Consider the following 25,197-nt stretch of genomic DNA (forward strand, 5'->3'; position numbering starts at 1 on the left):
GTGTGTCAGTGCGCGGGCATGAGGGTCTGAGATCGTGCGGACGTGATCTGTGCGGCATTCGCGACGGCAGGGTGAGGGCTGCCACGCCGCAAATCTCTCCCATCTACGTCCAGCAACGCGATACTGTCTTGGGTTGGCGGAAACCGACACCTGGGAGGGTAAATGAGCGCCTATCAAACCGTGGTCGTAGGGACCGACGGCTCGGATTCGTCGCTGCGCGCGGTAGAGAGGGCGGCCAAAATCGCCGGAGCGGACGCCAAACTGATCATCGCCTCGGCCTACCTGCCCCAGCACGACGATGCCCGCGCCGTCGACGCGTTGAAGGAAGAGAGCTACAAGGTGACGGGCACTGCCCCGATCTACGACATCCTGCAGACCGCCAAGGAACGGGCGCACAACGCCGGTGCGAAGAACGTCGACGAACGCGCCATCGAGGGTGCGCCGGTGGACGCCCTGGTGCACCTCGCCGAATCGGAGAAAGCCGATCTGCTGGTGGTCGGCAACGTCGGCTTGAGCACGATCGCGGGCCGACTGCTGGGCTCGGTGCCCGCCAACGTGTCACGCAAGGCCAAGGTCGACGTGCTGATCGTGCACACCACCTAGAAAGCGGACCTCACCAGCCGCGCTCGCGCCATTCGGCCAGGTGCGGGCGCTCGGTGCCCAGCACCGTGTCGTCGCCGTGACCGGGATAGATGACGGTGGTGTCGTCGTAGACGTCGAAAACCCGGGTGGAGACGTCGTCGAGCAACTGCTCGAAGTCGCCCGGCTGCCATGTTTTTCCGACGCCGCCCGGAAACAGGCAGTCGCCGGTGAACAGTTGCGTGACCCCGCCGGTCGCGGGTCCGTCCAGGGCCAGCGCCACGGATCCCGGTGTGTGCCCGCGCAGGTGGATGACGTCGAACGTCAGCTCGCCGATCTGCACCGTGTCGCCATTGGCCAACAAACGGTCCGGCTTGACCGGCAGCGGGTCGGCGTCGATCTCGTGCGCGGCCGTCGGCGCACCGGTTTCTGAGGCCACCGCTTCGAGGGCTTGCCAGTGGTCGAAGTGCTGGTGGCTGGTCACGATCAGCGACACCTGCGGCGCGTATTCTCGGATCAGATCAAGCAGCGTTTGGGCGTCGTTCGCGGCATCGATCAGCAACGTTTCCCCGGTCGCGGAACACGTCACCAGGTAGGCGTTGTTGTCCATAGGGCCGACCGAGGCTTTGAGGATCGTCGCGCCGGGCAGCGAACGCCTGGCCGCGGTACCGGGCTCGACGTGGCCGGTGTAGTTGTCGCTAGGGGCTGTCATACCCGGTCACGCTACTGGCCCGGTGGCTTGTCGGGGCAGACACCTAGCATGGAATACGGCCTGCGCCATGACCGAACCGTCATGGCAGGGCAGCACACGATTTTGCTGAAAGGGGCAGCGTGGCCGACCGCCTCGTCGTCAAAGGTGCGCGCGAACACAACCTGCGCAGCGTCGACCTCGACCTACCTCGGGACGCGCTGATCGTGTTCACCGGCCTGTCCGGGTCGGGCAAGTCCTCACTGGCGTTCGACACGATCTTCGCCGAAGGGCAGCGTCGCTACGTGGAGTCGCTGTCCGCCTACGCCCGCCAGTTCCTGGGGCAGATGGACAAGCCGGACGTCGACTTCATCGAGGGCCTGTCGCCGGCGGTGTCCATCGACCAGAAGTCGACCAACCGCAACCCGCGGTCCACCGTCGGGACCATCACCGAGGTGTACGACTACCTGCGCCTGTTGTATGCCCGCGCCGGCACCCCGCACTGCCCGGTCTGCGGTGAGCGGATCGCGCGCCAGACACCCCAGCAAATCGTCGACCAGGTGCTGGCGATGGACGAGGGCACCCGTTTCCTGGTGCTGGCCCCGGTGGTACGCACCCGCAAGGGGGAGTTCGCCGACCTGTTCGACAAGCTGAACGCCCAGGGCTACAGCCGGGTGCGGGTGGACGGCGTGGTGCATCCGTTGACCGACCCGCCCAAGCTGAAGAAGCAGGAAAAGCACGACATCGAGGTGGTAATCGATCGGCTCACCGTCAAGGCGACCGCCAAGCAGCGGCTGACCGACTCGGTGGAGACCGCGCTGAACCTGGCCGACGGCATCGTCGTCCTGGAATTCCCCGACGATCGCGACGAACATGACCGGCCCCGCGAACAGCGGTTCTCCGAGAAACTGGCTTGCCCCAACGGGCATTCCCTGGCCGTGGACGACCTGGAGCCCCGGTCGTTCTCGTTCAACTCGCCCTACGGCGCCTGCCCCGAGTGCGTGGGATTGGGCATCCGCAAAGAAGTCGACCCCGACCTGGTGGTTCCCGACCCGGAGCTCACACTGGCCGAGGGCGCGGTGGCGCCGTGGTCGACGGGACACACCGCGGAGTACTTCACCCGGATGCTGGCCGGGCTGGGCGACGCCATGGGCTTCAACGTCAACACCCCATGGCGCAAGCTGCCTGCCAAGGCGCGCAAGGCGATCCTGGAGGGCTGCGACGAGCAGGTGCACGTGCGGTACCGCAACCGTTACGGACGCACCCGCTCCTACTACGCCGACTTCGAGGGTGTGCTGGCGTTCCTGCAACGCAAGATGGCTCAGACCGAGTCCGAGCAAATGAAGGAGCGTTACGAGGGCTTCATGCGGGACATCCCGTGTCCGGTCTGCGAGGGCACCCGGCTCAAGCCGGAGATCCTGGCGGTCTCACTGGCGGCGGGGGAGTTGGGACCGAAGTCCATCGCCGAGGTCTGCGAACTGTCCATCGCCGACTGCGCGGACTTCCTGAACGCGCTCACGCTGGGCACCCGCGAGCAGGCGATCGCCGGGCAGGTGCTCAAGGAAATCCAGTCGCGGCTGGGCTTCCTGCTCGACGTCGGCCTGGAATACCTGTCGCTGTCGCGGGCGGCAGCCACGCTGTCCGGCGGTGAGGCACAACGCATCCGCCTGGCCACTCAGATCGGCTCCGGACTGGTGGGCGTGCTCTACGTGCTGGACGAACCGTCCATCGGTTTGCACCAGCGCGACAATCGGCGACTCATCGAAACGCTCACCCGGTTGAAGAATCTGGGCAACACGCTGATCGTCGTCGAGCACGACGAGGACACCATCGAACACGCTGACTGGATCGTCGACATCGGCCCCCGCGCCGGCGAGCACGGTGGTCGCATCGTGCACAGCGGACCGTATCCAGAGCTGTTGCGCAACAAAGAATCTCTCACCGGCGCTTACCTTTCCGGCCGGGAGAGCATCGAGTTGCCGGCCGTGCGACGACCGGTCGATGCGAAACGTCAGCTCACCGTCGTCGGGGCGCGAGAGCACAATCTGCGGGGCATCGACGTGTCGTTCCCGCTCGGGGTGTTGACCTCGGTGACCGGGGTGTCCGGTTCGGGCAAGTCCACGCTGGTCAACGACATCCTGGCGGCGGTGCTGGCCAACAAGCTCAACGGTGCCCGTCAAGTGCCCGGCCGGCACACCCGCGTCACCGGACTCGACCACCTGGACAAGCTGGTCCGGGTCGACCAGTCGCCGATCGGCCGCACGCCGCGGTCCAACCCGGCCACCTACACCGGGGTGTTCGACAAGATCCGCACCCTGTTCGCGGCCACCACCGAGGCCAAGGTCCGCGGCTATCAACCCGGGCGGTTCTCCTTCAACGTCAAGGGTGGTCGCTGCGAGGCGTGCACCGGCGACGGCACCATCAAGATCGAGATGAACTTCCTGCCCGACGTGTACGTGCCGTGCGAGGTGTGCCAGGGTGCCCGCTACAACCGGGAAACCCTCGAGGTGCATTACAAGGGCAAGACCATCGCCGAGGTGCTGGACATGTCCATCGAGGAGGCGGCGGAGTTCTTCGAGCCGATCTCGGGCATCCATCGCTATCTGCGCACCCTGGTCGACGTCGGGCTGGGGTACGTGCGGCTCGGCCAGCCCGCGCCGACGCTGTCCGGCGGCGAGGCGCAGCGGGTGAAGTTGGCCTCGGAGTTGCAGAAGCGGTCGACCGGGCGCACCGTGTACATCCTGGACGAGCCGACCACGGGTCTGCATTTCGACGACATCCGCAAACTGCTGAAGGTCATCAGCGGTCTTGTCGACAAGGGCAACACGGTGATCGTCATCGAGCACAACCTGGACGTGATCAAGACATCGGACTGGATCGTCGACATGGGTCCCGAGGGCGGTGCCGGCGGCGGAACCGTTGTCGCGCAAGGCACTCCGGAGGACGTCGCGGCAGTGCCGGAAAGCTACACCGGCAAGTTCCTGGCCGAGGTGATCACCTCCGCGCCCATCGCCCCGCGACGGGGCGCCAAGCGACGCAAGGTCAGCGCCTGAGCGGCTGGGAAGCTGCCCGTTCGGTCTGAGCGCCCTCGCCGCGGCCCAGCGCGATCGTGGCCGCCAGCATCGCCGCCACCGCGGCCGGCAGTGCGACGAACCCGACACCGTGCACAGTCAGCACCTCGCCCAGCACGACAACGCCGAGCAGCACCGCGACAACCGGTTCGCCGACCAACATGATCGGGACGGACGCCTGCAACGCCCCGGCCTTGAACGCCCACTGCTGCAGCACGGTCACCAAGACCGCCAGTGCGACAAGCAGATACGGCGCCGGGACGGTCAGCAGGGCATGCCAGCCGCCCAGCTCGAACCGGTGGGTGCAGATCTTGGTCAGCACGGCGATCAAACCCAGGCCCACCGCCACCGCGACCCCCAGCGATGCGGACCGGGTTCTGTCCACGGTGCGGCGCGCCACCAGCACACAGATCACGAAGACCGGCACCACCACGGCCAGCGCCATCGTCCACGCCGGCACGGGTGGCCGGTAGTGCCCTTCCCGAGGTTGGCCCTCCAGCACGAAGATTGCCAGCGCCGCGGTCAGCAGCGTCGCCCACCCCCACTCGGCGCCGGTCACCCGATCTCCGGATCGCCGGGCACTGAGCGGCAGCACGAACAGCAGCGAAGACACCAGCAGCGGCTGCACCAACAGTAGGGACCCGTTCGCCAGCGCCACCGCCTGAAACGCATATCCAGCGACGGCCGCCGCCGTCCCCGCCCACCACAATCGGTCGCGAAGCACGGTCGCAGCGGTAGACGCGTCCTGCCCGGACCGTTGCAGTGCGGCCTGCCGGACGACAATGCCCAGTGCCGCCATCAACGACGCCAGCAACGCCGAACCGATGGCCGCTGCATGCGAAACGAGCCAATCCATGCGCGGCACATACCCCGTGCCGGGGCAACTGACTCAGTGCGCCTTCGATAGCGGCGACGGGAAGCGGGGGCTGACGCGTACGCCGTCCAGCCAAGCGGTGAGTTCGTTGGCGCGCCGCTGCAGTGCGCGCCGGGCGTCGTCCCCGGGATCTTCCAGCAGCTGCAGATGCACGCGCGCGTTCCCGTCCTGACACCAGCCGCCCACGATCCGTCCGTTCCACCACGCGGTCGGGCCGGCGTTGCCGTTGCGGTCGAAAACCTGGTCACGATGTTCGCCCAGGTACCAGTCCCGGTCCGACCAGCCCATGGTGGTGGGGTCCAGACCCGGCAACAGCGCGGCCCACGGCGGCGGCGTCTGTTCGGTGCCGAGGTCGTCGGCCAGCGCGTAACCAGGATTGCCGTGCAGATCTACCTCGACCGCACCGATGGCGGCCAGAGCCACCCGGGTCGCCGTCGACGTGGCGCCGAACCACCACTTGAGGTCGGTCATGGTGGCGGGTCCGAACGTGCGCAGCCAGCGTCGGGTCAATTCAGCGCGCGCCACACCTTCGGGGACGGGGTCCCCGGCCTCGACGAACCAATCCTCGGCCCTACTCCACCGCGGTCGCGACACGGTCCACCCTCCGTCGTTGGGGCCGCGAACGACGTGGCCGTGCGCCGAGAGCACCGTCAGTACCCGGGGGGCCAGCGGAACCGAACCACCCCAACGCTTTCCGGGTGCCGGGTCGTAGCTACCGGCCAATTCGGGCAACGCGGCCCGCAATTCACTGCTGCTGCACGGACCGTGCTCGGCCAACTGACCGAGCACGGCCGCACAGGCCCGGTCCAGCCACGCGTTGCCGTCAGTGGTCACTCCGGCTTTGTGCAGATCGGCGACCAGGCGGCGTCGCTCGTTGGCCGCTACCGCGGCGCTGGCCGCCGATTGCACCAGTGGCAGGTCGTCGGCGTTGACCAACCACAACGTCCGCCGCATGGCCAATTGCTTGACCGCAGAACGTCGTTGGTACAGCGACCGATCGAGGTCGGCGGTGACGAAATCCGGACAACGTGCCCACAGCGACAGGTAAGGCGTCGCCGGGTCGGTGGCATGCAATCCGACCAGGCCGGCGGTGACCCGCGTCGCCGAACCGGGTGTGGCGAGGAAATGCCTGCGCGCCAACCGGTTCCGTCGTTCCGCGACGCTGAATTTGCGCATGGTCAGCAGGGTTGGTTCATTTTGGCAATCTGGTGGCCATCTGATTGGCGATCAGCCTGGCCTGGTTGACCGTGTCGGGTGCGCAGACGTTGACGTCGAAGACCACATTGGACACCGCACTGAGCACGTGCTGGCACACCACCGTGCTTGCCGCCAAGTTGCGCTGCAACGCGATATTGGGGGGATTGCCGCTGAGTTCGCGGAACGTCCACTCGGATGGCTTGCCCTCGCTGACCTGAATCACCGTTTTTCCGGCGCAGTATCGCCACGACTCGGCTTGCTCCGTCACGAAATTCAGCGCCTGCTCGGCGGAGGCGAAAATGACACCGCCCTGGACCACCACGTAACCCGGGTTGCTGTTCGGCTTCTTCAGGAGTTGGGCAAGCATCCCGGTGTAGCCGCTGCTCTTGTACGTGCGGGTCTGGTAGCCGATGAGCGGCCCCAGGCACCGTTCGTCCGACAGCGCATTGTCCGGGCCCGGATCCTTCATCTCGGTCACGTTGTGGTCGACGACGACGCCTGTCGTGCGTACCAGGGCGTCGATCTCCTCGGGCGCCAGCAGCAAGGAATCGAGTTGTGCTGCAGTCACTTTCGTCGCGGTAGAGGTGGCGGTGGTGCTGGAGGTGCGCGCGGTCGTGGTGTCGCTGCTGACGGATTGTCCGCCGCCGCTGTTGCTCACCGCGACCCAGATGCCGGTGCCGACCAGGACGAGGACCACGAGCAGCGCCGCGGCGGGCAAGAGCCATCGATTGCGGCGAGGTGGGGGAGCCGGGATCCATGCCGGGTGCGGTGGGGCCGCCGGCGCTGTCAGCGGGGCTGTCGGCGGGGCCAATGGCGGCGGCGGGCCGGCCCATTGCGGGCGCTGCACCGGACCGCTGGGCGGCGGGGCGTGTTGCTGGCTGTGCGCGATCATGGTGGCCGCACGGTCCTGGTCGGGCGCGCTGAGCGCGTGGGCGGCGGCTCGGGCGAATTCTCCGGCGGTCGGATAGCGCTCGGCGGGTTCTTTGGCCATGCCGCGGGCGATGACGTCGTCGAAGGCCCGCGGGACGTTCGGGCGTGCCTCGCTGGGTCGTGGTATCGGCTGCATCAGATGCGCCGCCATCAGGGCACTGAGGTTCTGGGTCTGGTAGGGCGGTACGCCGGTCAGGCACTCGTACAGCACGCACGCCAGACCGTAGATGTCGGAGCGGTACGTGGTCTCGTCGTCGGCGAACCGCTCCGGCGCCATGTAGCGCCAGCTGCCGACCGCCGTCCCAGTCTTGGTGAGCTGCTGATCCGTTGCCGCGGCGGCGATCCCGAAGTCGACCAGGTATGCGAAGTCGTCACCGGTGATCAGGATGTTCTCGGGCTTGATGTCGCGATGAATGACGCTGCCGCGATGGGCGGCGTCGAGCGCGGCGGCCACCTGAGTGATGATTGCCACCGCGCGCGGTGGCGGCAGCGCGCCGGTGTGTTCGAGCAGCGAGCCGAGATTTTCGCCGTCGATGAAGCGCATGTCGATGTAGAGCTGGCCGTCGATTTCCCCGTAATCGTGGATGGGCACGATGTGGGGTTCCTGCAACCGCCCGGCGGTATGGGCTTCGCGTTGCATGCGCCGGCGAAACACCGTGTCGGAGCTGAGTTCCTGGGACATCAGTTTGAGCGCGACGGTGCGGTCTTTGACCGTGTCGTGCGCCTCGTAGACCTCGCCCATCCCGCCGCGCCCCAACAGCCGTACGAGCCGGTAGGGCCCGAACTGCAGGCCCGACCGCGAGGTCGGCATGGTGTCACTCATCGGTGCGCATCGACTCCCGGATCTGCGCCAGGCGCTCGGCGGCCGCACGCTGACGGGCCTCGTACTGGTCCTCGACCGAGCGTCCCTCCGCCGTCTCGGCGGCGAGCTCCTCGGCGCCCAATGCGGTTCCGTAACGCGATTCGATCTTCTCGCGCACCGAGTCGAACGTCGGGACACCGGAGCTGTCATAGCCGGAATCCGGCGGGGGTGATGCGTCGGCAGCAGGCGGGTGCTCGGGCATGTCCGACACGTTACTTGGGCGCGTCCTGACGATCGAAATACCGCATCATCAGCTGCCAGTAGCGACGGGCCCGGGAAACGGTGAGCACTGCGCTCAGTGCGGCTTGGCCAGCGGGAAGGGCAACGTCTCACGGATGCTGCGCCCGGTGATCAACATGACCACCCGGTCCACCCCCATGCCCAGGCCGCCGGTGGGCGGCATGGCGTATTCCATCGCCTGCAGGAAGTCCTCGTCGAGCTCCATCGCCTCGGGGTCGCCGCCTGCGGCGAGCAGCGACTGCTCTTCCAGACGCCGGCGCTGCTCCACCGGATCGGTCAGTTCGCTGTAGGCGGTACCCAACTCGACGCCCCACGCCACCAGGTCCCAACGCTCGGCGACACCGCGCTTGCTGCGGTGCGGCCGGGTCAGCGGGGACACCGAGGTGGGGAAGTCGATGTAGAACGTGGGCTTTTCGGTGCGTGCCTCGACCAGGTGTTCGTAGAGTTCGAGCACCACTGCGCCGGCATCCCAATAGTTCCGGTAGGGGATCCGGGCGGCGTCGGACAGCTTGCGCAGCGTCCGCAGGTCGGTGGCGGCGTCGACGTGCTCACCGAGCGCTTCGGAGACCGCGTCGTGGACTGTCTTGACCGCCCACTCACCCGAGATGTCGACCGGTTCCAGCCGAGAGCCGTCGTTGATCGAATCATCCTGAGTTCTGGGCCGCATGGCTGTCTGGGCGCCGTTGGCGGCCTCGGCGGCTTTCTGGATGAGTTCACGGCAGCCGTCGACCCAGACCAGGTAGTCGGCGTGTGCCTGGTAGGCCTCGAGCAAGGTGAACTCGGGGTTGTGACTGAAGTCGACGCCCTCGTTCCGGAAGGCTCGGCCGAGTTCGAACACCCGCTCCACGCCGCCTACACAGAGGCGTTTCAAGTACAGCTCCGGTGCGATGCGCAGGAACAGGTCCATGCTGTAGCTGTTGATGTGGGTGATGAAGGGCCGCGCGGTCGCGCCGCCGTGCACCTGCTGCAGGATCGGCGTCTCGACTTCGATGAATCCCTTGGCGAACAGCGTTTCGCGGAGCGAGCGCAACACGCTGCCTCGGGCGGTGATCAGCTCACGTGACTCGGGGTTGACGGCCAGGTCGACATAGCGCGTCCGCACCCGGGCCTCCGGGTCGGTCAGCCCTTTCCACTTGTTCGGCAGGGGTCGCAAACACTTCCCGACTAACCGCCAGCGGGTGACGATCAACGAGCGGGTGCCTTTGTCGCTGTAACCCATGTGTCCGGTCATCTCCACCAGGTCACCCAGGTCGATCGCCGCGTTGAAGTCGGCCGCACGTCCCTGCGTCAAACGCGAATTGTCCAGCAGCACTTGGATTTCGCCCGACCAGTCGCGCAGATGGGCGAACAGCACGCCGCCGTAGTTGCGCACGCGCAGGATGCGACCGGACACCGAGACGTCGATATCGTCGTCGGCGGCCACGGCTTCGGCGACGGTGTGACTGGGCGGCTGGCCCACCGGATAGGCGTCAATCCCGTTGGCGCGCAGCTTCTTCAGCTTCGCCAGCCGGACCCGTACCTGCTCGGGGTCACGTCGTCGCGCATCGTCGGCTTCGGGTAGGTCGTCGACTTGCAGGCCGCTGACGTCGGGCGCCGTGCCGTCGGGATGCAACAGCCCGGTGTCCACCAGCGGCTGCGGCACCGCGGGGTGATGACCGGTGTGGGCCTTGTCGCGCCGACTGAACGGCAACACCAAAAATCCCTCGGCGATCACCGATGCGACGCCCACCCGCGGCATCATCCGGGCGTCTTCGTAGCAGGCGTATCGGGGGACCCATTCGGGTTGGTATTTGTCGTTGGAGCGGTACAGGGTTTCCAGCTGCCACCACCGCGAGAAGAACACCAACAGGCCGCGCCACAATCGCGCCACCGGACCCGCGCCCAGTTGTTCGCCTTGCTCGAACGCCGACCGGAAAACCGCGAAGTTCAGTGAGATCCGGCTCAGACCCAGGTTCTCGGCATGCAGGGTCAGCTCGCTGACCATCAGTTCGATGGTGCCGTTCGGGGATTCCCGGGAACGACGCATCAGGTCCAGCGAGACACCGGTGGTGCCCCACGGCACCAGGGACAGCATCGCCACCACTTCGCCGGCGGGATCCAGCGCCTCCACCAGCAGGCAATCGCCGTCAGCGGGATCCCCCAGCCGTCCCAGCGCCATGGAGAAGCCACGTTCGGATTCGGTGTCGCGCCAGGCGTCGGCCCGTTCGACGGCGCGGGCCATCTCCTCCGCGGAGATGTCGCGGTGCCGCCGGATGCGCACGGTCAGACCGGCCCGGCGGGCGCGCGTCACGGCCTGACGTACCCCACGCATCTCGGGCCCGGACAGCTTGAATTCGCTGGGCCGCAGAATGGCCTCGTCGCCCAGTTCCAGCGCATTGAGGCCCGCCTCTCGATACACCTGCGCGCCTTGCGAACTGGCCCCCATCACCCCGGGTGCCCAGCCGTAGGTCTGGCACAGCTGCAGCCAGGCGTCGACGGCCTGCCGCCAGGCTTTCGGGTCGCCGACGGGGTCGCCGCTGGCCAGGCAGACACCGACCTCGACACGGTAGGTCAGGGCGGCGCGACCGCTGGGGGCGAAGATGACCGACTTGTCGCGGCGGGTGGCGAAGTAGGCCAGCGAGTCGTTCTTGCCCCACAACTCGACCAGCCCGCGGATCGCCGACTCGTCCTCGCCGGTCAGCGCGTTGTCGGCGCGCTGGGACAAAAACAGCACAATGGTGCCTGCGATCAGCGCGAACGCGCCGAACAGCCCGAAGATCGCATTGAGGAAGACCTGCGGACGCCCGGTGAACAGTTCCGGATCTGCCACCCCGAAACCGATCACCCGATTGACGACGTAGGGCAACCGCTCAGATGGCGCGAGGGTACCGGGGAACATCTCCACCAGTCCCCACGACAACAGGATTCCGATGATGCCGCCGGCCAGCAGCACTGCCGTCGCCCGGAACAGAGCCCCGCGACGTACTTTGGCCCAGAATTCCCGATAGCCCAGCACCAGCAGCACGATCGTCACGACGTGGAAGGCGAAGCCGAGGTTCTCGCCGAACGCCTCGGCCGGCGTGTTACCGCCCGCCGCGATGTCCGCGGCGTTCACCACCGCATGGACCACCATGTTGCCGAGCAGCACCAACCAGGCGATGCGCTTGCGCGCGGTCAGCGCCGCGGCCAGCAGCGCCAGCACGAACGACCACGCGAAGCTGGTGTCGGGGAAGTTGAACAAATAGCTGTTGATGAAGACCCGCGGTCCGTGGATGAGCCATCGGATCATCGGCGACAGGCTGGCGAGCAGCGACACGGTTGCGATGACGCCTACGGTCCAACCGGCCGCGGCGGGCAGCCAGTGATACCGCGAAGACGACCGCAGTGGCGCCCGCGGCTTGATGAGTGTCACAAACCGCGAGGATATTCGTTCAAACGGCGAAACTCTTGCCTGCATGGGTTCGAGCCGCCCGCAATTACCGGCCGGGTTGCCCGGGTGGCGCATTGCTGCTGCTAGACTAACCGCGCGACCATCCCGGCCAAGGCCAGGGAAAGTTAAGTGGAGTCCCACTCCCACCGGTAGCCACGAGCAGGCGTCTGTAGCGCCGTCAAGGTTATCTGGTCCGGTCACAGGCATTTTCCGGATGCCTGTTCCGCGCATGGCGCGGGCGACTCGAGTGATTTCGAGCTGCGATCGGTCGGCATTGGGCCCTGCTTCTGCAGGGCTTTCTTGCTGATGGCTGGTGTCCCCGCTACTGTTTCCGGCCGGTCCAGGCATGGACCGCACTGAAATAGAAGCCAACGAGGGAGGCCCCATCAGCACTGAGACCCGCGTCAACGAGCGCATTCGCGTGCCTGAAGTTCGGTTGATCGGCCCTGGCGGAGAGCAGGTAGGCATCGTGCGTATCGAAGACGCACTCCGCGTGGCCGCGGACGCCGATCTCGACCTTGTCGAAGTTGCTCCCAATGCCAGACCGCCGGTCTGCAAGATCATGGACTACGGCAAGTACAAGTACGAGGCGGCGCAGAAGGCGCGCGAATCCCGCAGGAACCAGCAGCAGACCGTCGTCAAGGAGCAAAAGCTGCGACCCAAGATCGACGACCACGACTACGAGACGAAGAAGGGCCACGTGGTCCGCTTCCTCGAAGCGGGATCGAAAGTCAAGGTGACCATCATGTTCCGCGGACGCGAGCAGTCCAGGCCCGAGTTGGGCTACCGGCTGCTGCAGCGTCTGGGCGCCGACGTCGCCGAATACGGATTCGTCGAAACGTCGGCCAAACAGGACGGCCGCAACATGACGATGGTGCTGGCACCGCACCGCGGCGCGAAGACCCGGGCCAAGGCGCAGCGCGAAGGCGAGCCGGGGGCCGCGCCGGCGGACGACGGCAAGCCGTCGGCCTAGTAACTGCCAGTAAGAACCTGAACCAATCAGAGAGAACCGAGGAAACATGCCCAAGGCCAAGACTCACAGCGGGGCCTCGAAGCGATTCCGGCGCACCGGCACCGGGAAGATCGTCCGGCAGAAAGCCAACCGCCGGCACTTGTTGGAGCACAAGCCGAGCAAGCGCACCAGGCGGCTCGACGGTCGCACCACCGTCTCCGCCAACGACACCAAGCGGGTCAACTCGCTGCTGAACGGCTGACGGCGCCGTACTCCACCCACCACCCATACACCTCGGGCCGGCGCCAGCCCCCGACCGATTTGTTTGAACGAGAGTAGGAACACCCATGGCACGCGTGAAGCGGGCGGTCAACGCCCACAAGAAGCGGCGCAGCGTCCTGAAGGCATCGAAGGGCTACCGCGGTCAGCGATCCCGCCTCTACCGCAAGGCCAAAGAGCAGCAACTGCATTCGCTGAACTACGCCTACCGGGACCGTCGCGCCCGCAAGGGCGAGTTCCGCAAGTTGTGGATCTCGCGGATCAACGCCGCCGCACGTGCCAACGACATCACCTACAACCGCCTGATCCAGGGCCTGAAGGCCGCCGGCGTCGAAGTGGACCGCAAGAACCTCGCCGACATCGCGGTCACCGATCCGGCGGCGTTCACCGCGCTCGTCGAGGTCGCCCGCGCAGCGCTGCCCGAGGACGTCAACGCCCCGTCGGGAGAAGCTGCCTGACCTGCGCCCGTGCTCACCGAGCGTTCGGCCCGGGTGGTCGCGGCAGTCAAGTTGCATCGTCACGTCGGTCGGCGTCGTGCCGGACGGTTCCTCGCCGAAGGACCCAATCTGGTTGCCGCCGCTGTGCAGCGCGGACTGGTCCGGGAAGTCTTCGTCACCGAGGACGCGGCGAGTCGCCATCAGGCTCTGCTGACCGACGCGCCGACCCATCTGGTGACCGATCGGGCCGCAAAAGCGTTGTCAGACACGGTGACTCCGACGGGCTTGGTCGCCGTATGCGAGATCCCTGCCGTTGGCGCGGACGACGTGCTGGCCGGTACGCCGCGGTTGGTCGCCGTCGCCGTGGACATCGGCGAGCCGGGCAACGCCGGCACGTTGATCCGCATCGCCGACGCCATGGGTGCCGCCGCGGTGGTGCTGGCCGGGCACAGCGTCGACCCCTACAACGGCAAGTGCTTGCGCGCGTCTGCCGGCAGCATCTTCGCGATCCCGGTCGTGGTTGACCCGGACGCTCGCGCCGTCCTGGACCGGCTCAGATCGGCTGGCCTGCGGCTGCTGGCCGCCACCGTCGACGGCGAGACGGCCCTGGACGAGGCCGATCCGCTGCTCACTGGGCCGGCGGCATGGCTGTTCGGGCCCGAAGCCCATGGTTTGCCGACGGACATCGCCGACCAAGCGGATCATCGTGTCCGCATCCCGATGGCCGGGGGAGCGGAGAGTCTCAACGTTGCCGCGTCGGCGGCAATCTGTCTGTACCAGAGTGCCCGCGTGCTACGCGGCGCGAGTGCGTCCTCGCGCGGGCCGCAGGCCGGCAATTGACAGCGTGTTGTGCACCAGCGAACCCGCGCGTTCCATCAGCGCGCGAGCCGGGTCCAGCGGAGATTTGGGGCGCGGCGGGAAGTAGTGCATGGGCAGGCCGCGACGGTCGCGCGGCGGTGCCATGAAGGCCGGCGCCTCGACCAGCGGCGCATCGCTGCGGATCCGTCCCTCCGAGCGACGGTAGGCGGCCAACGCGCGCGGGTGCAGGCGGATTTCGTCGGGCACCGCCAGAAACGCGAGTTCGACGAGTTTGCCGAACAGGCGCAGCAGGATCTCGTCGCCGGGCGTCCAGCGCATCCCTGCCTTTTCCCGCACCGCGGGCTCGAACAGTCCGGCGGCGATCCAGCGCTGACCTGCTACCAGCGGCTTGAAAATCTGGTCCCAGACCGGGGTGGGCATCAGCACGAACTTCGGCTTGGGGATCCGGATGTTGAAGATGTCCAACACCGCCTGGTTGATCTCGAGCTCGTCGCGACCGACCCGCTCCCAGTACTCCTGGAATTCCTCCCACGAATTGGGCACCGGTCGCATACTCATCCCGTACATCCGGTACCACTGCACGTGTTCGTCGAAGAGCTGACGCTTCTCGGCTTCGGTCAGTCCGCCGCAGAAGTACTCGGCGACCTTGACGACCAGCATGAAGAACGTCGCGTGTGCCCAATAGAAGGTCTCGGGATTCAGCGCGTGGTAGCGCCGGCCTTCGCCGTCGACTCCCTTGATGGTCGCGTGATAGCTCTTGATCTGTTTGCCGGTCTGGGACGCGCGGTCGCCGTCGTAAACCACTCCCATGATCGGGTACACCGACCGGGCCACCCGCTGCAGGGGTTCGCGCAGCAGGATCGAATGCTCCTCGACGCCCGCACCCAGCTCCGGATACATGTTCTGGATGGCGCCGATCCACACGCCCATCATCCCGGTGCGCAGGTCTCCGAAATACTTCCAGGTCAGCGAGTCGGGCCCGAGGGGGTCAGCCGCTGTCGTCGTTATGGCAGTCATCACGGCCTCCAAAGCAGCTTCCCAAAGCAGCTGGTGTGCGCTCACGATAAACGGTGACAACACGCGTTGTCCAGAATATCCAGATGTGTGTCCGGCCTGTGTTATGCACTCTCCACAGCACCGCCGCAGCGGCGTGATCAGCAGGTTTGTCGACGTTTTCGACACGTGTGGCACAGACCTCGTTGCCGGGGTCAGCCGAGACCGCCTAACCTGACCGGGTGGAGGACGGGCCAGACGAACCGCAGCCCGGGGGGCCCGGCGCCACCGCGACCGCGCTGCAGGACGCCCCACGGCGACGGTCTCCGGCCAAGTGGCTCAGCAGCACCAACCACAGTCCCGGCGTGATCGGCTTCGTCAAGCGCGCACGACGGCTGCTGCCCGGCGACCCTGAGTTCGGCGACCCGCTGTCCACCGCCGGTGAGGGTGGGCCGCGCGCAGCCGCCCGGGCCGCGGACCGGTTGTTGGGGGACCGCGAGGCGGCGTCGCGCGAGGTCAGTCTCGGCGTGCTGCAGGTGTGGCAGGCGATGACCGAAGCCGTCTCGCGCAAGCCTGCCAACCCCGAGGTGACGCTGGTGTTCACCGACCTGGTGGGGTACTCGGCATGGTCGTTGGAGGCCGGGGACGACGCGGCGCTGGCCCTGCTGCGCCAGGTGGCCCGCGCCGTCGAATCCCCGATGCTGGACGCCGGCGGGCACATCGTCAAGCGCATGGGCGACGGGATCATGGCCGTCTTCCGCCGTCCCGGCATCGCGGTGAAGGCCGTCTGCGCCGCCGAGGAGGCCATCAAATCCGTTGAGGTGGACGGATATACGCCGCGGATGCGGGTCGGGATCCACACCGGGCGCCCGCAGCGGCTGGGTTCGGACTGGCTGGGCGTCGACGTCAACATCGCGGCACGTGTGATGGAGCGCGCGACCAAGGGCGGCGTCATGATCTCCAGCCCGACCCTGGACCTGATTCCGCAGAGCGAGCTCGACGAGTTGGGCATCACCGCCAGGCGGGCGCGCCGGCCGATGTTCTCCAGCAAACTCACTGGCATCCCGCCGGACCTGGCCATCTACCGCCTCAAACCCGGCAGGGATATGTCGGGCGGCGATGGAACGGACAAGAAAGACGCCCACTGAGAGCCACCATCCCGCGGCGGGTCGACGATCGGCGTGGGTGACGCGCTGGTGGGTGCCGATAGCGCCTCGCAAGCGGGGAGACCGTTCGCGAGTTTTCGACCGGTCCCCGACAGGGGCGGCACCGCAGCGGTGACTAGGATCGACAGTTGCGTCGTCGCCGTGCCCTGAGCCCACCTGGCGACGATGCGGGCCGAGCCCATCGCGCGGGGTAGCCGGGCAGCCCGACCAGCCCCGTCAACAAGGAGAGTGCCGCCGCGTGGGTGATCAACCCGTCGATCTGTCGCCGGAAGCGTTGACCCAAGCGGTCGAGGCCGCCCGGCAGGCCATCGCACGCGCCGACAATCTGGAAGCGCTCGCGCACACCAAGACCGAGTACCTCGGTGACCGGTCGCCCCTGGCGCTGGCCCGCCAAGCACTCGGCGCTTTGCCCAAGGACGAGCGCGCCGACGCGGGCAAGCGGGTCAACGTTGCCCGCGGTGAGGCTCAGCGCTGCTACGACGAACGCCTCGCGGTGCTGCGTGCCGAGCGCGACGCGGCGGTGCTGGTCGCCGAACGCATCGACGTCACGCTGCCGTCAACCCGGCAACCGACCGGCGCGCGGCATCCGATCACGATCCTGGCCGAGCGCATCGCCGACACGTTCGTCGCGATGGGTTGGGAACTTGCCGAGGGCCCGGAGGTCGAGACCGAACAGTTCAACTTCGACGCGCTGAACTTCCCGCCCGACCATCCCGCGCGCAGCGAGCAGGACACCTTCTACATCGCGCCGGAAGGCTCCCGGCAGTTGCTGCGCACCCACACCTCGCCGGTGCAGGTGCGGACGCTGCTGGAACGCGAGTTGCCGGTCTACATCATCTCGATCGGGCGCACCTTCCGTACCGACGAACTCGACGCCACCCACACCCCGGTCTTCCACCAGGTGGAGGGACTCGCGGTGGACCGCGGGCTGACCATGGCGCATCTGCGCGGCACCCTGGACGCGTTCGCGCGCTCGGAGTTCGGTGCGCTCGCCCGGACCCGGATGCGTCCGCACTTCTTTCCGTTCACCGAACCCTCCGCCGAGGTCGACGTGTGGTTTGCCAACAAGAAGGGTGGCGCGGACTGGGTGGAGTGGGGCGGCTGCGGCATGGTGCACCCGAACGTATTGCGCGCAGCGGGAATTGACCCGCAGGTGTACTCCGGTTTCGCGTTCGGGATGGGACTGGAGCGAACCTTGCAGTTCCGCAATGGAATTCCGGACATGCGTGACATGGTCGAGGGCGACGTGCGGTTCTCCCTGCCGTTCGGGGTGGGCGCCTGATGCGCGTCCCGTACAGCTGGCTGCGCGAGGTGGTCCGCGCCGGTGCCCCGGACTGGGATGTCAGCCCCGACGACCTCGGGCAGGCGCTGGTGCGGGTGGGGCACGAGGTCGAAGAGGTGCTCGCGTTGGGTCCGGTCGAGGGGCCACTGCGGGTGGGCCGAGTGTCCGAGATCGAAGAACTCACCGGGTTCAAGAAGCCCATCCGCGCGTGCCTGGTCGACGTCGGCGGCGACGAGGATCAGGAGATCGTCTGTGGTGCAACAAATTTCGCGGTAGGCGACCTGGTCATCGTGGCGCTTCCCGGGGCCACCCTGCCCGGGAACTTCACCATTGCCGCCCGTAAGACCTACGGGCGCAACTCCAACGGCATGATCTGCTCGGCAGCCGAACTCGGTTTGGGCACAGACCATTCCGGAATTCTGGTGCTGCCACCGGGAACCGCCGAGCCCGGGGCCGACGGTGCGGCAGTGCTCGGCCTGGACGACGTGGTCTTTCACTTGGCCATCACGCCGGACCGCGGCTATGCCATGTCGGTGCGCGGCCTGGCCCGCGAGATCGCCTGCGCGTATGACCTCGATTTCGTCGACCCAGCTTCGGTTTCGCCGTTGCCGGCCGACGGCGAGGCCTGGCCACTGGTGGTGGACCCCGACACCGGTGTGCGCCGTTTCGCGCTGCGTCCGGTCACCGGGATCGACCCCGCCGCGGTGTCGCCGTGGTGGCTGCAGCGACGACTGCTGTTGTGCGGAATCCGCGCTACCGCACCGGCCGTCGACGTCACCAACTACGTCATGCTCGAGCTCGGTCACCCGATGCACGCTCACGACCGGGCGCGCATCACCGGGGGCTTCGCGGTGCGCTTCGCCCGTCCCGGCGAGACCGTCGTCACCCTCGACGACATCGAACGCAAGCTCGAACCCGTCGATGTCCTGATCGTCGACGAGGTCGCGACGACGGCGATCGGCGGCGTCATGGGCGCGGCCAGCACCGAGGTGCGCGCCGACTCCACCGACGTCCTGCTGGAAGCGGCGGTGTGGAACCCGGCCGCGATCTCGCGCACCCAGCGCCGACTCCATCTGCCCAGCGAGGCCGCCCGCCGTTACGAACGCGCCGTCGACCCCGCCATCTCGGTGGCCGTGCTGGATCGCTGCGCGCGGTTGCTGGTCGACATCGCCGGGGGAACCGCCGAACCCACCTTGACCGACTGGCGCGGTGATCCCCCGGTCGGCACCTCGGTCTTGGATTGGGCCGGCTCGCCGATCCGGATTCCCGCCGACCTGCCGGACCGCTTCGCCGGCGTGTCCTACCCCGCGGGCACCACAGCCCGGCGACTGGCCCAGATCGGTGCACAGGTGGAATCGGACGAAGTCACTCTGACCGTCACGCCGCCGAGTTGGCGCCCGGATCTGGTGCAGCCCGCCGACCTGGTCGAGGAGGTGCTGCGGCTCGAGGGTCTCGAAGTCATCCCGTCGGTGCTGCCGGCAGCGCCGGCGGGTCGCGGACTCACGCCCCAGCAGCGGCGTCGCCGCGCGGTCGGCAAATCGCTGGCGCTGTCCGGCTACGTCGAGATCCTGCCGACACCGTTCCTGCCGGCCGGGGTGTTCGACGTCTGGGGCCTGCCCGCCGACGATCCCCGCCGCAATACCACCAACGTGGTCAATCCGCTGGAGGCCGACCGTCCGCAGCTGGCCACCACACTGTTGCCGGCCCTGCTGGAAGCGCTGGGGCGCAACGTATCCCGCGGTTTGGGGGATGCCGCGCTGTTCGCGATTGCGCAGGTGGTCCAGCCGACCGAACAGACCCGCGGCGTCGAGTTGATCCCGGTCGACCGCCGACCCACCGACGCCGAGATTGCCACACTGGACGCGTCCTTGCCGCGCCAACCGCAGCATCTGGCCGCGGTGCTGGCCGGACTGCGCGAGCCGCGCGGTCCGTGGGGGGCGGGCCGGCCCGTGGAGGCCGCCGATGCGTTCGAGGCGGTGCGGGTCGTCGCGCGCGCCAGCGGCGTCGAGGTCGTCTTCCGGGCGACGCAGTACCTGCCGTGGCATCCGGGCCGGTGCGCCGAGGTACTGATCGCCGACACGTTGATCGGTCACGCCGGGCAGTTGCATCCGGCTGTGATCGAGCGCGCCGGCCTGCCGAAAGGCACCTGCGCCATCGAGTTGAACCTGGACGCGCTACCGATAGCGGGAGTGCTGCCGGCACCGCGGGTGTCCCCGTTCCCGGCGGTGTTCCAGGACGTCAGCCTGGTGGTGCCCGATGACGTGCCCGCCCAAGCGGTCGAGGACGCCGTCCGCGAAGGGGCCGGGGAGTTGCTCGAACACATCCAACTGTTCGACGTGTACGCCGGAGCCCAGATAGGCGAGGACCGCAAGTCGCTGACGTTCGCGCTGCGGTTTCGCGCCCCCGACCGGACACTGACCGAAGACGACGCCAGCGCGGCCCGCGACGCCGCGGTCCGCTTCGCCGCCGAGCGGGTCGGCGCGGTACTGCGTAGCTGAAAACGTCCTGCCGGCTCGCTCGGCCTGCCGCTGGCACCGGCGTTTCAGGCAGCAGGGTGATAAAGCCGGTCCAGTTATCTGTAATGGTGCCAATCGCGGCAAATCGGCCCCGCGTTTGTGAGAGTTGGACTTAGGCTGCGTTTCACCCTGACCTGATTCAGGTGCACTTTGCCAGAAGCGAGGGAAGCTGAAAATGTCGTTCTTAGCTACCACACCGGATCTGGTCACGGTCGCCGCTGACAATTTGGCCGTACTTCGTAACGCACTCGGTGACGCCGCCGCCGCTGCGGCGGGTCCGACGACCGGATTGGCCGCCGCTGCGGCAGACGAGGTGTCGACCGCAATTTCGCAATTGTTCGGCAGTTATGGCCAACAATTCCAGACGCTGAGTGCACAGGCGACGGCGTTTCACGCCCAGTTCGTGCAGACGTTGAACGCGGGCGCTGCCTCCTATGCGGCCGCCGAGGCTGCGAATGCCACCCAGGCGTTGGCCGCCGCGGTGAACGCACCCGCCGAGGCGCTGCTCGGGCGCCCGCTGATCGGCGACGGCGCCGACGGGGCCGCCGGGGTTTTGGCCGGACGCGGCGGAGACGGCGCGCCCGGCGGCATCTTGTACGGCAACGGTGGCACAGGCGGTGCCGGGGGACCGAATGGCGGAACCGGCGGCAACGGTGGAGCCGCGGGTCTGTTCGGCAACGGCGGCGCCGGCGGGGCCGGAGGCGGCGCAGCCGGTGCGGGCGGTAGCGGTGGCCGGGGTGGGTTGTTCTACGGCAACGGCGGCATCGGCGGGGCAAGCGGCGGCGCAGGCGCTGCCGGAGCCGGCGGCAATGCCGTGTTCTTCGGCAACGGCGGAGACGGCGGCGCAGGGCCGAGCGGTGGCGCTGCGGGCCGCGCCGGACTGTTCTACGGCAACGGCGGCGCCGGTGGCGTCGGAACAGGTGCAGCCGGCGCGGACGGTGGGTTCGTCGGCAACGGTGGCGCCGGTGGTTCCAGCACGACCGGTGCCGGCGGTGTCGGCGGCAATGCGTTCTTCGGCGAAGGCGGTGATGGCGGGTCGAGCAGCGCGGGCGCGGGCGGAGCGGGCGGGAACACCTTCGTCGGCCGCGGCGGCGACGGCGGATCGGCCGGCGGCACCAACAGCGCGGCGGGCGGTGCGGGCGGCAACGTCGGACTGTTGGGCTTCGGCGGTGACGGCGGGGTCGGCGGCACCGGCTCGACGTCGCTGCTGGCCAGCCAAACCGGTGGGGTCGGCGGGGCCGGCGGCAATGCCGGCCTGCTGTTCGGCGCCGGTGGTGCTGGGGGTGCCGGTGGCGCGGGCGCCAACAACACGGCGGCAACGGGTGCCGGTGCCGGCGGCGCCGGCGGTGCGGGCGGCAACGCCAGCCTGTTCGGCGACGGGGGGGCCGGCGGCGCCGGCGGGACGGGTGGGAACAACACCAATTCCAGCACTCTTACCGGGGGTTCCGGCGGGCGCGGCGGAGCCGGCGGCCAGGGCGGCGCGGGCGGGCTGTTCGCCGGCAGCGGCGGCGATGGCGGAACCGGCGGCACCGGTGGAACTACGGCTAGGAACAGTGCCTCGACTCCTGGTGGGGCCGGTGGTGTGGGTGGTGCTGGTGGCAATGCTTTCGGTCTCGGTAGTGCAGGCGACGGCGGCGCCGGCGGCACAGGTGGGGCGCACACCAACGGCGGCACAGGTGGCGCCGGCGGGTCGGGCGGCAACGGCGGCAACGCGGTGCTCGTCGGCGGCGACGGCGGAGCAGGGGGCGGCGGTGGAGCCGGCGCTACACCGGGGGCCACCGGGAGTGCCGGTAACCCCGGCCAAACCTTGTTCGGCCTGCCCGGTGGGGCCGCGGCGGCCGCCGCCGTCAGCGGCAGCATCCCCATCTTCGAGCCCTACCAGGACCTGATCAACAACACGGTGACGAACCTGGAAAGCATCAGCAACAACTGGCTGGCCAACCCGGCACCCTTCCTGCAGCAATTCCTCACCAACCAATACGGCTACAGCGAGCTGACCCTGGCATCGCTCACCAACGCGGCCAGGGACTTCTCGATCGGGTTAGCCGGGATACCGCCGAGTCTGCCGGTCGCCTTCCAAGAACTACTGGCGGGCAACCCGAGTGGCGCGGTGCGCACAGTCGGCGGGGCGTTGCTCGGTACTTTGATCACCGGTCTTGACACGTCTGATCTCACGAACATCAAGCCGGTCGGCACACTGGGCGACCTGTTGCCGATCTTGAGCATTCCCGGAGATTTCGCGCAGAACACGACCAACGTGATCCAGAGCCTTACCGACACAACCATCGCGGCCTCGATCACCGTCTCGCCGATACCGGGCGGGAGTATGACCTTCGGTTTGCCGTTGGTGATGGCGATCAACGCTCTCGGTTCACCGGTCACCACGCTGATGGCGGCGGCCGACAGCACGACGACGTTTTTCAGTGCGGTGCAGGCCGGGAATGCGTCGGCCGCGTTCGCGGCGTTTGTCGGGGCCCCGGCCAACATCGCCGACGGCTTTCTCAACGGCGAGGCGACGCTGCCGTTGACGCTATCGCTGCCGGGCTTGCCGCCTGCGACGGCCGGCATCCCGCTCGGCGGAATTCTCTCCCCGCTGCGCCCGTTCACCGCGACGGTCTCAGTGTTGGGTGTGCCCGTCACCATCGTCCTGACCGGCACTCCTGCCGGCGGTCTCATTCCCGCCCTATTGAGCTACGCGCCGACTCAACTCGCGGCGGCCATCGCGTAAGTGTCAATGAATTCAAAATGGCAGCGCCATTAGTTCATTAGCTCGTCAAAAAACAATGCCGCACTGGCGTTTCACCGTCATCGCATCCGGGTACATGCCCGGCGTAAATCAGGCGTCGACGGGAGATGGCTGTGTCGTTTGTGATCACCGATCCGGAATGGATTACGGCGGCAACCGGACAGCTGGAAGGCATCGGCTCCTCGTTAGGTGAGGTTGCAGCGGCATTCTCGGCCCCGACCACGCGCATTGCTGTCGCCGCCTCGGACGAGATCTCGGCTGCGATATCTCAGCTGTTCGGCAGATTCGGCGAAGAATTCCAAGCCGTCAACACGCAAGCTGCGGCGTTTCACGCCGAGTTCGTCCGTGCGTTGAGCAGCGGCGCGGCGGCGTACGTCGGCGCCGAGATCGCCAACGCGGAAAGGCAGCTACTGAACGGCTCGGCGGCCGCCGCCGACCCGCTCGGCGGGATCCTAGGGCCGATCCTGGGCGGTGGCGCCAGCACGGGCGGCGGCCTCGGTGGGCTGCTCGGCGGCAGCGGCGGATTGCTGGGCCCGATTCTGTTCGGCGGCACCGGCGGTTTGCTGGGACCGCTCGTCGGCGGCAACGGCTTCCTGACCTCCTTGGTCGGCGGCGGACCGCTCGGCCCGGTCTTCAACGCCGCCGGCCAGCAGTTCGGCGCCGGGATATCGGCGCTGCTCGGCGGCACCGGCGCCCAGTTCCTCACGGGCCAGCTGCAAGGGCTGGGCTCTGTGCTGCTCCCCGGACTGTTCCCGAGCACCGGCGGGGTCGTCACCGGCCCCCGATTGGCGGTGCCTGGCAGCAACTCTTCGTCAACACCGGCAACAATCTGGCTGCGCTCAGCAATGCTTTTGCCGCTGACCCGTTCCCGTTGCTGCGGCAGATCGTTGCCAACCAGCAGGGTTACGGGGCCCAGATCGGCGCCGAACTCGCCTACGCGGCGCAGAATCCCGGTCTCGTCGCGCAGACCGGTCTGGGGTACTTCGCCTCGGGTAACGCGGCAACCGACTTCCAAGCTGCTGCCAGCGGCATTGTCAGCGGTACGGTCGGAAACTTCCAGACCCTCAACACGTCCTTCTCGGCTTTCAGCCGCGACCTGTCGGCGAACCTAGCGAACTTCCCGGCCGACTGGGCCAAGGTCAGCCAAGACATCGCGACGGGCCAGTACAACCTCGCGGTAACCGACGGCACCTCGGCTGTGCTCAACATCTTCTTGAGCGGATTCGACACCAGCAACCTGGCGGACATCAAGCTCGTCGGACCGATCGGCGATCTGTTCCCGGTCCTGTCTTTACCCGGCCAGAATCTCAGCGGATTCAGCACCCTGCTGCCGGCCGATTCCGTACCCGCCCAGATTCCCAACAACTTCGGCCGGTTCTTCACCGCGCTCGCCGATACCAGTGTTTCGACCACGATCAGCGGAACCGTGATTCCCCCGGCGCTGATACTCGGTGCGAACTTCGGGTTACCGCTATCGCTTCTCTTCGGTGTGGCAGGCGCACCAGTCGCGGCGCTCGACGGGTTGGCAACCGCCGGGACGGTCATCGGGGGCGGCATAGCGACCGGCAATGCGATCCAGGTGGCTGGCGGCGTGATCGACGCGCCTGCATACATCTTGAACGGTCTGCTCAACGGTGAAGCCATCGTGGATCTACCACTGCCGGTGACGTTCACTGTGCCTGTGCTCGGTGATCTCAATATTCCGGTCGTCGCCCATCTGCCGTTCAGCGGGCTGCTGGTGCCGCCGCATGCCATCACGGCGACGGTGCCTTTGGAGCTGTTTGGCATAAACATCCCGATCAACCTGACTTTGGGTGGCACCAGGTTTGGCGGCCTTTTCCAGCTGCTGGCGAACACCGGCTTTAGGACACTCGCCGACTCGATCGCCAACTAGTCGAGATAGAGCCAACGGGGCCAACGCATTTGACGGCTCATGCCGAATCGAACTGCTCGACGAGGACGCAGAGCCCGCTGCGGCGTGCCGGACTAGCGTTTGTCGCACGGCAGCCTCCGGTAATGAATCACTGTGGGAGGCAGCGGATTTGATTGCACGGCGGCCGAGTCGGGGGTGTGCGAGCGGAATCGGTTGCGGCGCTTGATGACTCTTCGCGCGGGCACGCAACGTCTGGACGCCGCCTTGTCGCCTGCCAATGCGCC

General features: G+C 67.6%; 19 protein-coding genes and 1 pseudogene. 12 read left to right on the top strand and 8 right to left on the bottom strand.

All coding sequences use genetic code 11. The annotated features are described in order from the left end of the window. Window positions 1-162: 162 nt before the first annotated feature. Window positions 163-603, top strand: a complete 441-nt coding sequence (locus tag AC5Y47_RS12125) for a universal stress protein (RefSeq protein ID WP_499944225.1) — start codon at window positions 163-165, stop codon at window positions 601-603. Window positions 604-613: 10 nt separating this feature from the next. Here the strand turns inward: AC5Y47_RS12125 and AC5Y47_RS12130 are convergent, their stop codons facing one another. Next, window positions 614-1,291 carry an MBL fold metallo-hydrolase gene (locus tag AC5Y47_RS12130; RefSeq protein ID WP_499944226.1) on the bottom strand — a complete coding sequence of 226 codons (678 nt, stop codon included), beginning with the start codon at window positions 1,289-1,291 and terminating at the stop codon, window positions 614-616. Window positions 1,292-1,410: 119 nt separating this feature from the next. On the opposite strand from AC5Y47_RS12130, the gene uvrA reads away from it, so the two are divergent. Then, the gene (gene uvrA / locus AC5Y47_RS12135) at window positions 1,411-4,320 is read left to right on the top strand and encodes an excinuclease ABC subunit UvrA (protein WP_499944229.1); all 2,910 of its coding nucleotides are present in this window, start codon (window positions 1,411-1,413) and stop codon (window positions 4,318-4,320) included. Here the strand turns inward: uvrA and AC5Y47_RS12140 are convergent. The 5 genes from AC5Y47_RS12140 to lysX form a co-directional block, all read right to left on the bottom strand. After that, window positions 4,310-5,194, bottom strand: coding sequence for a DMT family transporter (locus tag AC5Y47_RS12140; protein ID WP_499944230.1), 885 nt, complete (start codon window positions 5,192-5,194; stop codon window positions 4,310-4,312). The two genes, uvrA and AC5Y47_RS12140, sit on opposite strands and share 11 nt — an antisense overlap. Window positions 5,195-5,227: 33 nt before the next feature. After that, entirely contained in the window at window positions 5,228-6,388 is a 1,161-nt protein-coding gene (locus AC5Y47_RS12145) for a winged helix DNA-binding domain-containing protein (protein WP_499944232.1), read from the bottom strand. A gap of 16 nt (window positions 6,389-6,404) precedes the next feature. Beyond that, window positions 6,405-8,162: a serine/threonine-protein kinase PknH/PknJ gene (locus AC5Y47_RS12150; RefSeq protein ID WP_499944233.1), complete on the bottom strand. Its 1,758-nt coding sequence runs from the start codon at window positions 8,160-8,162 to the stop codon at window positions 6,405-6,407. Next, the gene (locus tag AC5Y47_RS12155; RefSeq protein ID WP_499944235.1) at window positions 8,155-8,403 is read right to left on the bottom strand and encodes a hypothetical protein; all 249 of its coding nucleotides are present in this window, start codon (window positions 8,401-8,403) and stop codon (window positions 8,155-8,157) included. Before AC5Y47_RS12155 ends, AC5Y47_RS12150 begins: the two co-directional genes overlap by 8 nt. 93 nt (window positions 8,404-8,496) lie before the next feature. Further along, complete coding sequence (gene lysX / locus AC5Y47_RS12160) at window positions 8,497-11,832, bottom strand: bifunctional lysylphosphatidylglycerol synthetase/lysine--tRNA ligase LysX (RefSeq protein WP_499944236.1); 3,336 nt, start codon at window positions 11,830-11,832, stop codon at window positions 8,497-8,499. 403 nt (window positions 11,833-12,235) lie between these two features. Here lysX and infC point away from each other — a divergent pair, with 403 nt between their 5' ends. The 4 genes from infC (at window position 12,236) to AC5Y47_RS12180 (ending at window position 14,358) form a co-directional block, all read left to right on the top strand. Then, window positions 12,236-12,823 (top strand): translation initiation factor IF-3, encoded by a 588-nt coding sequence (infC, locus tag AC5Y47_RS12165; RefSeq protein ID WP_499944255.1) that lies wholly within the window; start codon window positions 12,236-12,238, stop codon window positions 12,821-12,823. Between the two features lie 46 nt (window positions 12,824-12,869). Beyond that, complete coding sequence (rpmI, locus tag AC5Y47_RS12170; protein ID WP_499944237.1) at window positions 12,870-13,064, top strand: 50S ribosomal protein L35; 195 nt, start codon at window positions 12,870-12,872, stop codon at window positions 13,062-13,064. Between the two features lie 85 nt (window positions 13,065-13,149). After that, entirely contained in the window at window positions 13,150-13,539 is a 390-nt protein-coding gene (gene rplT, locus AC5Y47_RS12175; RefSeq protein WP_023373731.1) for a 50S ribosomal protein L20, read from the top strand. 9 nt (window positions 13,540-13,548) lie between these two features. Further along, on the top strand, window positions 13,549-14,358 hold the full coding sequence (locus tag AC5Y47_RS12180) for a TrmH family RNA methyltransferase (RefSeq protein ID WP_499944239.1): 810 nt from the start codon (window positions 13,549-13,551) through the stop codon (window positions 14,356-14,358). On the opposite strand, the gene AC5Y47_RS12185 is transcribed toward AC5Y47_RS12180, so the two are convergent. Beyond that, on the bottom strand, window positions 14,311-15,354 hold the full coding sequence (locus AC5Y47_RS12185; protein ID WP_499944240.1) for an oxygenase MpaB family protein: 1,044 nt from the start codon (window positions 15,352-15,354) through the stop codon (window positions 14,311-14,313). The two genes, AC5Y47_RS12180 and AC5Y47_RS12185, sit on opposite strands and share 48 nt — an antisense overlap. A gap of 218 nt (window positions 15,355-15,572) precedes the next feature. Here AC5Y47_RS12185 and AC5Y47_RS12190 point away from each other — a divergent pair, with 218 nt between their 5' ends. The 5 genes and pseudogenes from AC5Y47_RS12190 to AC5Y47_RS12210 all read left to right on the top strand — a co-directional run. Beyond that, complete coding sequence (locus AC5Y47_RS12190; RefSeq protein WP_499944241.1) at window positions 15,573-16,478, top strand: adenylate/guanylate cyclase domain-containing protein; 906 nt, start codon at window positions 15,573-15,575, stop codon at window positions 16,476-16,478. Between the two features lie 256 nt (window positions 16,479-16,734). Then, on the top strand, window positions 16,735-17,778 hold the full coding sequence (gene pheS, locus AC5Y47_RS12195; protein WP_499944243.1) for a phenylalanine--tRNA ligase subunit alpha: 1,044 nt from the start codon (window positions 16,735-16,737) through the stop codon (window positions 17,776-17,778). After that, a complete protein-coding gene (gene pheT / locus AC5Y47_RS12200) occupies window positions 17,778-20,276 on the top strand; it encodes a phenylalanine--tRNA ligase subunit beta (RefSeq protein ID WP_499944244.1) in 2,499 nt (832 codons plus the stop codon). The genes pheS and pheT overlap by 1 nt, the downstream gene beginning before the upstream one ends. A 193-nt stretch (window positions 20,277-20,469) precedes the next feature. Then, window positions 20,470-23,022 (top strand): PE family protein, encoded by a 2,553-nt coding sequence (locus AC5Y47_RS12205; protein ID WP_499944245.1) that lies wholly within the window; start codon window positions 20,470-20,472, stop codon window positions 23,020-23,022. Between the two features lie 125 nt (window positions 23,023-23,147). Beyond that, a pseudogene (locus tag AC5Y47_RS12210) lies at window positions 23,148-23,375 on the top strand (PE family protein); the annotation flags it as partial. A 117-nt stretch (window positions 23,376-23,492) separates the two neighbouring features. Here AC5Y47_RS12210 and AC5Y47_RS12215 read toward each other — a convergent pair. Then, entirely contained in the window at window positions 23,493-23,759 is a 267-nt protein-coding gene (locus AC5Y47_RS12215) for a hypothetical protein (protein ID WP_499944256.1), read from the bottom strand. Between the two features lie 152 nt (window positions 23,760-23,911). On the opposite strand from AC5Y47_RS12215, the gene AC5Y47_RS12220 reads away from it, so the two are divergent. Next, entirely contained in the window at window positions 23,912-24,934 is a 1,023-nt protein-coding gene (locus tag AC5Y47_RS12220) for a hypothetical protein (RefSeq protein ID WP_499944246.1), read from the top strand. The last annotated feature ends 263 nt before the right edge of the window (window positions 24,935-25,197 follow it).

The organism is Mycobacterium sp. NGS22, assembly GCF_059813095.1.